Below are 13,827 nucleotides of genomic sequence, written 5' to 3'. Positions count from 1 at the left end.
CTAGCCGCGTTTGCTCAACGCGGGGTTCCGTCCGGCGACCGAATGACATTCGCACAAGACTTCCGGCGCAAAAGCCGGATAATGGCGGCCAATTCGTACAGCCCGCTATTCTGGTAACCCCGCATGGAAATCAAGGTCAACTTTCTCGACAACCTTCGGCTTGAAGCCAAGTTCGACGACTTCACGGTGATCGCCGATCAGCCCATCCGCTACAAGGGCGACGGTTCGGCCCCGGGGCCGTTCGACTATTTCCTGGCGTCGTCGGCGTTGTGCGCGGCCTACTTCGTGAAGCTGTATTGCGAGACCCGCAATATTCCCACCGAAAACATCCGTCTGTCGCAGAACAACATCGTTGATCCGGAGAACCGCTACAACCAGATCTTCAAGATCCAGGTCGAGTTGCCGGCGGACATCAGCGCCAAGGACCGTCAGGGCATCCTGCGCTCCATCGACCGCTGCACCGTGAAGAAGGTGGTGCAGACCGGCCCCGAGTTCGTGATCGAGGAAGTGGAAAACCTCGACGCCGACGCCCAGGCGCTGCTGATGCCGAGTGCGGGCTCGGGCGAGGGCACGTACATCATGGGCAAGGACCTGCCGCTGGAGCAGACCATCGCCAACATGTCCGGCATCCTGGCCGACCTCGGCATGAAGATCGAGATCGCCTCGTGGCGCAACATCGTGCCCAACGTGTGGTCGCTGCACATCCGCGACGCGCAGTCGCCGATGTGCTTCACCAACGGCAAGGGCGCGACCAAGGAAAGCGCGTTGGCCTCGGCGCTGGGCGAGTTCATCGAGCGGCTCAACTGCAACTTCTTCTACAACGACCAGTTCTGGGGCGAAGAGATCGCCAACGCGCCGTTCGTGCATTACCCGGACGAGCGCTGGTTCAAGCCGGGCCCGAAAGACGAGTTGCCGAGCGAGATCCTCGACGAATACTGCCTGGAGATCTACAACCCGGACGGCGAGCTGCGCGGCTCGCACCTGTACGACACCAACTCCGGCAACACCCAGCGCGGCATCTGCTCGCTGCCGTTCGTGCGCCAGTCCGACGGCGAGACGGTGTACTTCCCGTCCAACCTGATCGAGAACCTGTACCTGAGCAACGGCATGAGCGCCGGCAACACCCTGGTCGAGGCGCAGGTGCAGTGCCTGTCGGAGATCTTCGAGCGGGCGGTGAAGCGCGAGATCCTGGAAAACGAACTGGCGCTGCCGGACGTGCCGCAGGAAGTGCTGGCCAAATACCCCGGCATCGTTGCCGGCATCGAAGGGCTTGAGGCCCAGGGCTTCCCGGTGCTGGTCAAGGACGCGTCGCTGGGCGGCGAGTTCCCGGTGATGTGCGTCACCCTGATGAACCCGCGCACCGGTGGCGTGTTCGCCTCGTTCGGTGCCCACCCGAGCTTCGAAGTGGCGCTTGAGCGCAGCCTCACCGAGCTGTTGCAGGGCCGCAGCTTCGAAGGCCTGAACGACCTGCCGGCGCCGACCTTCGAGAGCCATGCGCTGACCGAGCCGAACAACTTCGTCGAGCACTTCATCGACTCCAGCGGCGTGGTGTCGTGGCGCTTCTTCAGCGCCAAGGCCGATCACGAGTTCGTCGAGTGGGACTTCTCCGGCCACGGCGAGGACTCCAACGCCCAGGAGGCCGCGACCCTGTTCGGCATCCTCGAAGACCTGGGCAAAGAGGTGTACATGGCGGTGTACGACCACCTCGGCGCGCAGGCCTGCCGGATCCTGGTGCCGGACTACTCGGAGATCTACCCGGTGGAGGACCTGATCTGGGACAACACCAACAAGGCCCTGCTGTTCCGCGAAGACATCCTCAACCTGCACAGCCTCGACAACCGCAGCCTGCGGGTGCTGGGCAAGCGTCTGGACAACAGCGAACTGGACGACTACACCGACATCACCACCCTGATCGGCATCGAGTTCGACGACAACACGGTGTGGGGCCAGTTGACGATCCTGGAGCTCAAGCTGCTGATCCACCTGGCACTGCAGCGCTTCGAACAGGCCAAGGAGTTGGTGGAGGCCTTCTTGCAGTACAACGACAACACGGTCGAGCGCGGGCTGTTCTACCAGGCGCTGAACGCGGTGCTGGAAGTGCACCTGGACGACGAGCTGGAACTGGCCGACTACGAGACCAACCTGCGCCGGATGTTCGGCAACGAGCGGATGGACGCGGTGATCGGTTCGGTGGACGGCAGCGTGCGCTTCTACGGCCTGACGCCGACGAGCATGAAGCTCGAAGGGCTCGACCGGCACCTGCGGCTGATCGACAGCTACAAGAAGCTGCATGCGGCGCGGGCGGCGGTGGCGGGCGTGGCCCGCTGATCGCGACCACAACGAGGCACCTAGGGGTGCTTCGTTGTGGGGGACGCGCCTGGAGCGGCCGCTTCAGACTCACCGGTGATGACGGTGGTTCTTCCCGACCGCACTCAGGATATCGAATTGGCCGGTCACTTTTACGCTCTTGCCATTCTCAAGGAAATCCGCTGCGAATGTTCCCTTGGTGTGCCCCGTTACAGGAAGGGCGGTAAGGGTGAGAGTGCCGGCCTCCGCGAAAAAAGCACCTTCGTACGGTCTGGAGTAGTGTATCCAGACATTTGGGTTGTTCCTCAGGTCGTGGGTGCCGAGGTTCGTGTCGTCCTTGAAGAAAACGCCGATCTGAGCTTTTTTCGGCGGCACCCCGTCCTCCACGGTCATGCGGCCGATGACTTCCCATACACGGAGCGTTGAGCCCTCTGGCGTCAGCTGAACGCTCAGCTGATCGGCACGGAAATCGCCCCATTCACTGGAGGCCGTGAACGTGCCGCTGCCGGTTGTGTCTACGACGCCACCGGTGATGCCTGTGATGTCGAAGCTGCCTGCACTGATATGGACGGTGGTGTCGCCGAGCCGGGCCTCGAACTGGAAATCGCCCTCCATCCGTTGCGTTTGCATGTCCAGCTTCAAGGTCAGCGTTCCGGAACGGGAAGCCAGGACGAGACCGTTTCCTGATGAATACCTTATGTACTCGCCACGGGCTTGACCAAGCTGCATGGGGTCGGGCACCAAGGACAGCGTCACAGACGAACCGTCGCCCGGAATGTCCACGGGAACCCAGAAGGCAATGGAGTGCTTTTCACCGTTCGGCAAGGCCTGACTTGCCTGCACGACATAGCGGTTGCCGACCCGGCGAATCTCGAAATCGTCTTGGCCGACGAAGGTCTCTTGGTAGTAGCTGATCGAAGCTTTCATGCTGTTGTTCATGGCTGGCTCCCTGTAGAGGCTCACGGGGTGATCCGTGAGTCCGTAACGTAGCAACGAAACCAACAGCGCATAACTGTCAGAGTTGACAGGTGGGTCAGGCCTGATTCGGCTCCCTTCGCCAGCGCTCGGGCTGCCGGCCGATCATGCCGGGGGCGCACAACACCAGCGGTTGCGGCCTTGTTGCTTGGCCTGATACAGGCAGGTGTCCGCCGCCTTGAGCAAGCTGGCCGGCGTGACGTCGTCGGTGACCGGATGGCCGGTGGCGATTCCGGCGCTGGCCGTGACATAGCCCAGCGGATGCCCGCTGTGCTCAAGCCGCAAGGCGCGGATGGCCTGCAGGATCTGCCCGGCCACCTCGATGGCCCCGGCGCCGTCGGTGTTGGGCAGCAGCACGGTGAACTCTTCGCCGCCGTAGCGCACGGCCAGGTCGCCGGGGCGTTTGACCGCCAACCGGATCGCCTGGCCGACGGCGTGCAGGCAGTCGTCGCCGGCGGCATGGCCGTAGCGGTCGTTGTAGCGTTTGAAGTGATCGACATCGAGCATGATCAGCGACAGCGCCGAACCCTGGCGGCGGGCCAGGCGGATCTCGTCGGCCAGCGCCGCGTCCAGCCGGCGGCGGTTGCCCAGGCCCGTGAGGCTGTCGGTCAGCGCGATGTCGCGCATGGTCTGGTGGGCCTGGCGGATCTCACGCTCCATGGCCATGCGCTGGCGCAACTGGTTCAGCACGATGAGTCCGAACGTGGACAGCACCCCGATCAGGAACACCAGCACCAGGCCGTTCTTCAACAGATCCCGGCGCCAAGGCGCGATGATCGAATCCCGGGACAGGCCGGCCTCCACCACCAGCGGATAGGTGGTCAGGGCGCGGTAGCCGTAGAGGCGTTCGGTGTCGTCGACCACGGCCTTGATCTGCGCGGTGCCGGTGTTGGCGCTGGGCAGGTAGGTCCTGAAAATCTCGCTGCCGGCCAGGCTCTTGCCCACCACCTGGGCGATGAACGGGCGCCGCACGAGGATGGTGCCGTCGCGCAGGGCCAGCACCAGCGCGCCCTTGTCGTCGATCCTGAAGTCGCCGTAGTAGTCGACGAAATAGCTGACCTTCACCGTCCCCAGCAGCACGCCGGCGAACGAGCCGTCGGGATTGTTCAGGCGGCGCGAGATGGGAATGATCAGGTCATGGGTGGAGCGGCTTTCCACCACCTGGCCGATGCGCACCTGCCGATCCTCGTGGGTGCGGTGGTACTGGAAGTAGTCGCGGTCTGCGTTGTTGGCCATCTCCGGCGTGACCTCCTTGTCGGTCACGATCCATTGCCCGTCGGGGCCGTAGATGAACAGGCCATGCAGCTGCGGCATGATTTTCGATTGTTGCACCAACAGGTTGTGGATGCGCTTCACATCCATGTTCTGCAGGCCGTCGCCCTCGACCCGCTCGCACAGCCCGGCGGTGAGCACGTCGACTTGGCGGATGGTGTCTTCGGCGTGCTGCGCGGTGGCGCGGGCCAGGTTGGTGACCGAATCGCGGGCAGAGGCGAACGCCGCCCGGTAGTCGCGCCAGGTGCGCCAGCTCTCGACCGCCACAAAAGCGATGACCACCACCAACATGAAGCTGACGGTCAGGCGCAGGGTCGATCCGGCTTTGGCGTGGCGGGAAGGGGGCGGTGCGGCGTGGTCTGTTGTCAGCTCTGGCCGGTTGCGTCCGAGCATCAACATCTCCTTGGGGCATTCTGGACGTATTGCAGGGGGCCATTATGACAAGGATCGGCGCCAAGGTCGGGCCGGTCTTGAGGTTGTCATTGGATTGTCCTTTTTGAGTTGACGGTGAAACGCGTTTCAGCCGATTTATCACCTGAGGGTGACTCATTAATCTGTGCACATCTTGAACGCAACGCACTTCAACAATGAAAAAGGAGCTCCACCCATGACCGCTTACACCTACAACCGCCTCAACAAAGACGACGCCATCGTACTGCTGGTGGATCACCAGACCGGCCTGATTTCGCTGGTGCAGGACTTCTCGCCGAACGAGTTCAAGAACAACGTGCTGGCCCTGGCCGACCTCGCCAAGTTCTTCGACCTGCCGACCGTGCTCACCACCAGCTTCGAGCAAGGCCCCAACGGCCCGCTGGTGCCGGAACTCAAAGAGATGTTCCCCGACGCGCCGTACATCGCCCGTCCGGGCCAGATCAACGCCTGGGACAACGAAGACTTCGTCAAGGCGATCAAGGCCACCGGCCGCAAGCAGATCATCATCGCCGGCGTCGTGACCGATGTGTGCGTGGCGTTCCCGACCCTGTCGGCGCTGGCCGAAGGCTTTGAAGTGTTCGTGGTGACCGATGCCTCCGGCACCTTCAACACCACGGTGCAGCAAGCGGCCTGGGCCCGCATGTCGGCGGCCGGCGCGCAACTGATGAACTGGTTCTCGGTGGCTTGCGAACTGCACCGCGACTGGCGCAACGACATCGAAGGGCTGGGCAACCTGTTGTCCCAACGCATCCCGAACTACCGCAACCTGATGAACAGCTACGCGGCGCTGTCGGCGCGTCAGGGTTGATCGAACCCGACCACTGAAACAAAAGGCCTGCTTGTGAAAGCAGGCCTTTTGTTGTTTCAGAACCGGCTCAACCGATACGGCGCCAGATCCGGCAGTTGCCCGCTCTGGGTCGTCAGCGCAGACGCCATTCGCACCACCAGTTCCGCCGTCACCGCTGCCTGGGTGAGCCCCAGGTGCTGGTGGCCGAACGCGAGCAGCACCTTGCCGTCGCAGGCCTGGTCGATGATCGGCAGGGAGTCCGGCAGCGAGGGGCGAAAGCCCATCCAGGGGGTGGCGGCGTCGGCGTTCAGCGGGGTGCGGAACAGGCCGTCGCTCAAGCGGTGCAACTGCCAGGCGCGGGCCATCGTCGGCGGGCGCTCAAGGCCTGCGAACTCGACGGTGCCGGCCAGCCGCAAGCCTTCGGCCATCGGCGTCATGATGAACTTGCGTTCCAGGGAGGTCACCGGGAAGGGCAGGCGTGCGTGTTCCTGGGGCAGCATCAGGTGATAGCCGCGTTCGGTGTCCAGCGGCACCCGTTGGCCGGTCAACGCAGTGGTGAGCGCTGCCGAGTGGGCGCCGCAGGCGATCAGCACGCGGCGGGCGTGCAGCGCGCCGGCGTCGGTCGTCAGCGCGACGCCTTGGCCGCTCAGCCGGCCGCCCTGTACTTGCCGCGTCAGGAACTGTACGCCGCTGGATTTCGCGGCGTCGACCAGTTCGCGCACGACCCGGTAAGGGTCGAGGAAATGCCCGGTGGCGGGAAAGAACAGCCCGCCCTGAATGTGCGGGCTGAGCTGCGGCGCGACGTCTTGCACCGCACCGGCCTGCCAAAGGTCCACCGGCACCTGTTGCTGGCGCAGGCGTGCCTGAAGCGCTTCGATGGCCGCACGGGACTCGGGCCGTTCGAACACCAACAGCGAGCCGTCCACCTTCAGCAGGTCGGGGCGCTGGATGTCACCGAGCAACCGGTGCCAGGCGTCGAGCGAATGTTCATTCAGCGCCCGCAAAGCCGCAACGGTGTGGCGAAACGGCGCCGGGCGCAGGTTCAGCAGCAGGCGGGTGAACCAGGGCAGGGCCCGGGGCAGGTATTTCCAGTCCAGGCGCAGCGGGCCCATGGGATCCATGAGCATGGCCGGCAGGCGCTTGAGGATCGACAGGTCGGCGATCGGGAACACCTGCTCGGTCGCCAGGTGCCCGGCGTTGCCGAACGAGGCGCCGTGGCCGGGCGCCTGCCGGTCGATCACCGCCACCCGCAGGCCTTGCCGCGCCAGGCGCAGCGCACAGGCCACGCCGATGATGCCGGCGCCGACCACGGCGATGTCGTGCGTGTCGTCGGTCATGGCCTAGGCTTCCCTTTGGCCGTCGAACAGCCGGCGCAGGCCCAGCGGATTGGCCTGGCGCAGCGCTTGCGGCAACAGCGCGTCCGGGAAGTCCTGGTAGCAGACCGGGCGCAGGAAACGCTGGATCGCCGCCGTGCCGACGGAAGTGCTGCGTGGGTCGGAGGTGGCCGGGAACGGGCCGCCGTGCACCATCGCGTCGCAGACTTCGACGCCGGTGGGCCAGCCGTTGACCAGCAAGCGTCCGGCCTTGCGCTCCAGGGTCGGCAGCAGGGCGCGGGCCTGATCCAGATCGTCGTCGTCCAGGTGTAGGGTGGCGGTGAGTTGACCTTCCAGGTGCTCGGTGACCCGGCGGATCTCGTCGAAGTCCTCGCACTGCACGACCAGCGAAGCGGCGCCGAACGCTTCGGCCTGCAAGCGGCGGTCGGCGAGGAAATCGGCGGCGTCGGTCACGAACAGGTGCGCCTGGCCCTGGTTCGGCCCGGTGGCGCGTTGGCCGACGGCGGCGATGCGCGCGTGCGGGTGTTCGGCCAAGGCGTTCACGCTGGCCTCGAATGCACTGAAGATGCCCGGCGTGAGCATGGTCTGGGCGGCGCTGCGTTGAAGGTGCTCGGCGGCGCTGGCGACGAAGGCGTCCAGCGCCGGCCCCTTGAGGGCGATCACCAGGCCGGGGTTGGTGCAGAACTGGCCGGCGCCCAGGGTCAGCGACGCCACGAAGCCTTGGGCCAGGGCCTCGCCCCGGTTGCGCAGTGCCGCCGGAAACAGCAGCACCGGGTTGATCGAGCTCATTTCCGCGTACACCGGGATCGGCTCCGGGCGCGCCTGGGCGGCCTGGCACAGGGCGAGCCCGCCGCTGCGCGAGCCGGTGAAGCCGACGGCTTTGATGCGCGGGTCGCTGACCAGCGCGATGCCGACCTCAGGACCTGAGCCGTAGAGCAGCGAAAACACCCCCTCCGGCAATCCGCAGGCCTTCACCGCACGGGCCACGGCGCGGCCCACCAGTTCGCTGGTGCCGGGATGGGCGCCGTGGGCCTTGACGACCACCGGGCAGCCCGCCGCCAGCGCCGACGCGGTGTCCCCACCGGCCACGGAGAACGCCAACGGGAAATTGCTCGCACCGAACACCGCCACCGGGCCCACCGGCACCTGACGCTGACGCAGGTCGGCGCGGGGCAGGGGCTGGCGTTGCGGTTGGGCGGGGTCGATGCGCACGTCCAGCCATTCGCCGGCCCGCACCGTGCGGGCGAACAGGCGCAGTTGCTGGCAGGTGCGGCCGCGTTCGCCCAGCAGGCGCGGGCGCGGCAGGCCGGTTTCGGCCATGGCGCGGTCGATCAGCGCGTCGCCGAGCGCTTCGATTTCCAGGGCGATGGTGTCGAGGAATTCGGCGCGCCGTTCAACGGGCGTTTCGCGGTACGGATCGAAAGCGGCCTCGGCCAAGGCGCAGGCCTGTGCGACCTGCTCGGCGTCGCCGCCGAGGTAGGCCGGCTCCAGCGCGGTGTCGGTGGTCGGGTCGATCCCTCGGATCGCCTCGCGGTGGCCGGTGACGGCGTGTTGGCCGATCAGCAGTTTGCCCGTCAGGGTCATGGCGTGTACCTGGTCAAGAGAATGAGGCCCGCCGCAGGTGCCTGCGGCGGGTGGGCGCGCAGCGCAGGTCAGGCGAGGTTCTGTTCCGCCGACCAGTTTTCGTACCAGTGGCGGAACAGCGCGTACTGGTTTTCCGCGTAGCGGCGCTGGGCGTCGGTGAGCGCGTCGGTCTCGTTGAAGTGCAGGGTGTATTCCTTGTCGCCGTTGAGCACCATCAGGTGCTTGTAATACAGCACCAGGTCGGTGCCCTCGTCGAAGGACGACAGCACCGCCAGCGCCGATTCCAGCTCGCGCGCCTGGCGACGGGCCTTGGCGTCGCCCTTGGCCGCCTGCTTGCTCAGGGCCACCAGTCGCAGCACTTCCCGGGGCAGGGCGTTGCCGATGCCGGTGATGGCGCCGGTGGCGTTGCAGTTGACGAAGCCGTGCACCACCTGGGTGTCGACGCCGACCATGAGGGTCACGTCGTCATCTTTGGAGGTGATGTGTTCGGCGGCGTAACGCAGGTCGGCGGCGCCGCCGAACTCCTTGAAGCCGATCAGGTTCGGGTGCTCGCGGCGCAGTTCGAAGAACAGGTCGGCGCGGGTGGCGAAGCCGTAGTAGGGGCTGTTGTAGATCACCGCCGGCAGCTTCGGCGCGGCGTTGAGGATGGCGGCGAAGTGGGCCTTCTGCGCGGTCGCCGAGGCGCCCCGGGACAGCACGCGGGGAATCACCATCAGGCCCTGGGCGCCGACCTTGGCCGCATGGGCGGCATGGGACACGGCCTCGCGGGTGTTGACCGCACCGGTGCCGACGATGGTCGGGATACCGGCGGCCACCAGGCGCGCCACGCCTTCCTGGCGCTCGGCTTCGGTCAGCAGCGGCCAGTCGCCCATGGAGCCGCAGTACACGACTGCGCTCATGCCGATGTCGATCAGCTCGCGCCCCTTGGCCACCAGCGCGTCGAAGTCCGGTTTGCGCTGTGGGGTGCACGGGGTCATCAGGGCGGGCATGCAGCCGGTGAAAATGTTGTCGCTCATGGTCGTTCTCCAGGGTTCAGTGATTGATCGGGTTGAAAAGCGGCGCGGCGGCTCAGATGCCCCACGCGAACGGATCGGTTTCGTCGATCAGCAGGGTGCTGTCGGCGGTCATGTGGGCGCGGCCGGTAATGGCGGGGCGAATGCGTTCGCCTTCCCATTCGTAGCGGCCCTCGAAGCGGCTGCCGGTGACGCTCGCCTGCACCCAGCGCTGGCCGGGCGCAAGCTTGCCGTCGGCGGCCAGGCACGCGAGCTTGGCGCTGGTGCCGGTGCCGCAGGGCGACCGGTCGTAGGCCTTGCCGGGGCACATGACGAAGTTGCGGCTGTCGGCCTGGGCGTCGGCGGCGAACAGTTCGACATGGTCGATCAGTGCGCCGTCCTCACCGTGGATGCCTTGGGCTTCGAGGGCCTTGAGCATCGCCCAGGTGAACTCGGTGAGGGCTTCGGCGTTGTCCAGGGTCAGCGTCTGCCCGTGCTCGGAGACAAGGAAGAACCAGTTGCCGCCCCAGGCGATGTCGCCGAGGAAGCGGCCATGGCCCGGCACGTCTACCGGCACCTGTTTGCGGTGGCGGTAGGCGGGCACGTTGTACAGGGTCACCGCGCCGTCCTCGTGCAGAACCGCACTGACCGGGCCCACCGGCGTGTCGATCTTGTGCACGCCGGCCGCGATCAGGCCCAGGTGCACAAGCGACGCGACCAGGCCGATGGTGCCGTGGCCGCACATGCCCAGGTAACCGGCGTTGTTGAAGAAGATCACGCCGCAGGTGGCCTCCGGCGACACCGGTTCGCAGTACAGGGCGCCGACCAGCACGTCGTTGCCGCGCGGCTCCAGCAGGCAGGCGCGGCGCCATTGGTCGTGGTGCTGGCGCAGGGCGTCGCGTTTTTCGGCCATGGTGCGGCCGGGCAGGTCGGGGAAGCCTTTCATCACCAGGCGCGTGGGTTCGCCGCCGGTGTGCGAATCGATGACGTGTACTCGTTTCATGGACGTGTCCCGTTGAGTGGTTTCAGTAGGCGCCGGCGGTGCGCGGCTTGGCGGTGGCGTGGTCGGAGGCGGCGGCTTCGCTTTCGTCGTCCTCGGACTCCAGCTGCAGCAGGTGCGCCGGCACGCCGGTCGCCGCGCCCCAGTAGTAGATGCCGGTGGCGCAGGCGGCTACGACGAGGGTGTCGAACGGGTGGGCAAGCAGGCCCAGGCCGCCGAAGGTGCCGAGTTTCGACAGCACCAGGGTCACGGCGTAGAACGCGATCAGCCAGGCCGAGGAGCGCACTTGCCGCGCCAGGCTCAGGTGGGCGGTGGGCACGAACCGGCCGCACAGCAGGTACACGACGAACATCAGGATCTGCAGGCCGAGCAGCCAGGACACGGTGTTCCAGCCCGACCAGTAGACGATCAGCGCGGCGATGATGAACGACACCGGCCCCAGCACGCCCATGCGCTTGACCCGGAACGGGCGCGGCAGGTCCGGCGCGTTGCGGCGCAGCGCCGCCACGGACACCGGCGCCACGGCATAGCTGAGCACCAGGGCGGCGGACACCACGTTGATCAGCGCTTCCCACGACGGGAACGGCAGCGTCCAGAACACCGACAGGCCGAAGGTCAGCCACAGCGCCGGGCGCGGAATCCCGGACTGGGCGTCGATGCGGGTGAAGACCTTGAAGAAGGTGCCGGTCTGCGCCCAGCCGTAGATCACCCGCGGGGTGGCGTTCATGTAGATGTTGCCGCAGCCGCTGGGGGAGATCACCGCGTCGGCCACCACCAGATAGGCCAGCCAGCCCACGCCCAGCGCCAGGGCGATGTCGCGGTAGGGCAGGGCGAATTCCTTGGTCACGCCGGCCCAGCCGTTGGCGAGCATTTCGGTGGGCACGCCGCCGAGGAACGCCACTTGCAGCAGCACGTAGATGGCGGTGGACAGCAGCACCGACAGGATCAGCGCGATCGGAATGGTGCGCTGCGGGTTCTTCACCTCGCTGGCCACCGAAATGATCGGGGTCAGGCCGAGGTAGGCGAAGATGATCCCGCCGGCGGAGACCGCCATTTCCACACCGGACAGGCCGAACGGCGCGAAGCCCTGGACCTGGAAGTTCTCTGGCTTGAAGAAGGTGAACAGCACGCCGATCACCAGCAGCGGCACGATGAACTTGAACACGCTCACCAGGTTGTTGGCCTTGGCGAAGGTCTTCACGCTGCGGTAGTTGAGCAGGAAGAACACGCAGAGCAGGCCGAACTGCACCAGCCAGCCCAGCAGCGTCGGGTCGCTGCTGCCGGCCTTGGTCAGCCCGGGGAACCAAGCCGCCGCGTATTGCCGCGACGCCACCACTTCGATCGCCACCAGGCTGGAGAAGGCGATCAGGGTGATGAAGCCCATCAGGTAACCGAGCAGCGGCCCGTGGGAATACACCGGGTAACGCACCACGCCGCCGGCCCGGGGCAGGGCCGCGCCCAGTTCGCAGTAGACGATGCCCAGCAGCAACACGGCGAACCCGCCCAGCAGCCAGGAGAAGATCCCCGCCGGCCCGGCGATGGCGGACACGTGGCTGGCCGCGAACAGCCAGCCCGAACCGAAGATCGCGCCGAGCCCGATGAAGGTGAGGTCGATCAATGAGAGTTGTTTCTTGAACTTGCCTTGGCCTGACATGGCATCGCCTTCTTGTGAGTTATTGGATAGGCAGTCGTGACGTCATTGGAACGGCCAAACAATGAACCCATCGGCTGCGGCGCGATTGATGTTTTGTGCAGGCGCCGATGACGAAATCGGCACAGTCGCGGTTCCGCGCACCAGCCCTCGACACGCCGTCGGCGTTGCTGCACTCTGCACCCGGACTGCAGTGCACCCGAACCGCATTGCATCTGGACCGCATCGGGCCGGATCATCCGCCGGAGGGAGAGACTCACCATGCACGACGCATTCGCGATCCTGTGCCAGGGCGACGACGCGCACCGGCCCCGCACGCTCCAAGAACTGCTGGCGGGGGTGGGGCTGCTGTTGCCGATGCTGGATGCGATCCCCAACGCGGCGATCTTCATCAAGGACGTGGAGGCGCGGTACGTCCTGGCCAACCGCACGCTGGTGCAGCGCTGCGGGTTGAAGGACCTCAAGCCGCTGCTGGGCAAGACCAGCGCGCAGGTGTTTCCGGCGCAGCTGGGGCCGGGCTACACCGAGCAGGACCGGCGGGTGCTGGAGGAAGGGTGGGTGCTGGAGGACCAGCTTGAGCTGCACCTGTACGGCAGCCGCGAGCCGGGCTGGTGCCTGACCCACAAGCGGCCGCTGTACGACCGCGACGGTGCGATCATCGGCCTGGCGGGGATTTCCGTGGACCTGCAGTCGGCCAGCGAAACCCACCCGGCGTTCCAACGGCTGGCGGCGGTGGACGAGCATATCCGCGCCCATTTCAACCGACGGGTCACCCTGGGCGAGCTGACCCGCATCGCCGGCATTTCAGTGGCGCAGCTGGAGCGCTACTGCAAGCGGGTGTTCCACCTCACGCCCCGGCAGATGATCCAGAAAGTGCGGCTTGAACATGCGCACCGGCTGCTGCACACCGACCTGCCGATCACCGAGGTCGCGCTGCAGTGCGGCTACACCGACCACAGCGCATTCACCCGGCAATTCAAGGCCTCGACCGGCTTCACGCCCCGTCAGTACCGGCAGGCGACCGCGCCGTGAGGGCGGGCGCCTTGCGGATCAAGGGGCGCGTCGCAACGCCAGGGCGAGGGACATCTTGCCGATCAGCGCGGCGATTTCCTTGGCGCCGAAGCAGCGGAACTTGACGCTGCCGGCCGGGGTGTCGAGGCGCACGATCTTGGTCACGAACCCGCCCTCGACGGTGACCTTGCGGATCGCGGCCATCGGCACTTCGATGTCCATCGTGCCGGTCTGCACCGCGCGGTTCATGGCGTTGGCGCTCAAGCGCACGGCGCGCTGGGTGACCTCCACCTTGCCGCCGACCCACAGGCCGCCGTACGCCTCCTTGAACGCGTCCAGCACACTGGCCAGGACATCGACATGGCCTTCGCCGACGTCGTCATAGAACTCGGCGACTTCGTCGGCGTCCATTTCGGCATCGGCCACCAGAAAGTTGGCCAGTTTCGATTTCAAGATCTCTTCGCTCATCCATGCCTCTCCAT

General features: G+C 66.2%; 11 protein-coding genes. 3 read left to right on the top strand and 8 right to left on the bottom strand.

Annotated features, from left to right (window positions below):
* Positions 1-123 precede the first annotated feature (123 nt).
* Positions 124-2,328 carry an OsmC domain/YcaO domain-containing protein gene (locus tag CAG33_RS15830; protein WP_085639311.1) on the top strand — a complete coding sequence of 735 codons (2,205 nt, stop codon included), beginning with the start codon at positions 124-126 and terminating at the stop codon, positions 2,326-2,328.
* Between the two features lie 69 nt (positions 2,329-2,397).
* On the opposite strand, the gene CAG33_RS15825 is transcribed toward CAG33_RS15830, so the two are convergent.
* Both CAG33_RS15825 and CAG33_RS15820 read right to left on the bottom strand, forming a co-directional pair.
* A complete protein-coding gene (locus tag CAG33_RS15825; RefSeq protein WP_085639307.1) occupies positions 2,398-3,246 on the bottom strand; it encodes a hypothetical protein in 849 nt (282 codons plus the stop codon).
* A gap of 141 nt (positions 3,247-3,387) precedes the next feature.
* The gene (locus tag CAG33_RS15820) at positions 3,388-4,947 is read right to left on the bottom strand and encodes a sensor domain-containing diguanylate cyclase (RefSeq protein ID WP_085639304.1); all 1,560 of its coding nucleotides are present in this window, start codon (positions 4,945-4,947) and stop codon (positions 3,388-3,390) included.
* Between the two features lie 214 nt (positions 4,948-5,161).
* Between CAG33_RS15820 and ycaC the strand changes: the two genes are divergently transcribed.
* Positions 5,162-5,794 carry an isochorismate family cysteine hydrolase YcaC gene (gene ycaC / locus CAG33_RS15815; protein ID WP_085585570.1) on the top strand — a complete coding sequence of 211 codons (633 nt, stop codon included), beginning with the start codon at positions 5,162-5,164 and terminating at the stop codon, positions 5,792-5,794.
* A 56-nt stretch (positions 5,795-5,850) separates the two neighbouring features.
* Here the strand turns inward: ycaC and CAG33_RS15810 are convergent, their stop codons facing one another.
* From CAG33_RS15810 to CAG33_RS15790, 5 genes are all read right to left on the bottom strand, one after another.
* Positions 5,851-7,110, bottom strand: a complete 1,260-nt coding sequence (locus tag CAG33_RS15810; protein WP_085632877.1) for an FAD-binding oxidoreductase — start codon at positions 7,108-7,110, stop codon at positions 5,851-5,853.
* A gap of 3 nt (positions 7,111-7,113) precedes the next feature.
* Positions 7,114-8,691 (bottom strand): aldehyde dehydrogenase (NADP(+)), encoded by a 1,578-nt coding sequence (locus tag CAG33_RS15805; protein ID WP_085639301.1) that lies wholly within the window; start codon positions 8,689-8,691, stop codon positions 7,114-7,116.
* Positions 8,692-8,759: 68 nt separating this feature from the next.
* Positions 8,760-9,707 (bottom strand): dihydrodipicolinate synthase family protein, encoded by a 948-nt coding sequence (locus CAG33_RS15800; RefSeq protein ID WP_085585576.1) that lies wholly within the window; start codon positions 9,705-9,707, stop codon positions 8,760-8,762.
* Positions 9,708-9,759: 52 nt separating this feature from the next.
* A complete protein-coding gene (locus tag CAG33_RS15795) occupies positions 9,760-10,686 on the bottom strand; it encodes a 4-hydroxyproline epimerase (RefSeq protein ID WP_085639298.1) in 927 nt (308 codons plus the stop codon).
* Positions 10,687-10,708: 22 nt separating this feature from the next.
* Positions 10,709-12,337, bottom strand: coding sequence for an APC family permease (locus tag CAG33_RS15790; RefSeq protein WP_085639296.1), 1,629 nt, complete (start codon positions 12,335-12,337; stop codon positions 10,709-10,711).
* A gap of 258 nt (positions 12,338-12,595) precedes the next feature.
* Between CAG33_RS15790 and CAG33_RS15785 the strand changes: the two genes are divergently transcribed.
* Positions 12,596-13,366, top strand: a complete 771-nt coding sequence (locus CAG33_RS15785; protein WP_085585582.1) for an AraC family transcriptional regulator — start codon at positions 12,596-12,598, stop codon at positions 13,364-13,366.
* An 18-nt stretch (positions 13,367-13,384) separates the two neighbouring features.
* Here the strand turns inward: CAG33_RS15785 and CAG33_RS15780 are convergent, their stop codons facing one another.
* The gene (locus CAG33_RS15780) at positions 13,385-13,813 is read right to left on the bottom strand and encodes a hypothetical protein (protein WP_085639293.1); all 429 of its coding nucleotides are present in this window, start codon (positions 13,811-13,813) and stop codon (positions 13,385-13,387) included.
* Positions 13,814-13,827 lie beyond the last annotated feature (14 nt).

The organism is Pseudomonas sp. B3(2017), assembly GCF_002113595.1.
Taxonomy (GTDB): Bacteria; Pseudomonadota; Gammaproteobacteria; order Pseudomonadales; family Pseudomonadaceae; genus Aquipseudomonas; species Aquipseudomonas ekonensis.
This window is presented reverse-complemented; position numbering and strand designations above follow the sequence as displayed.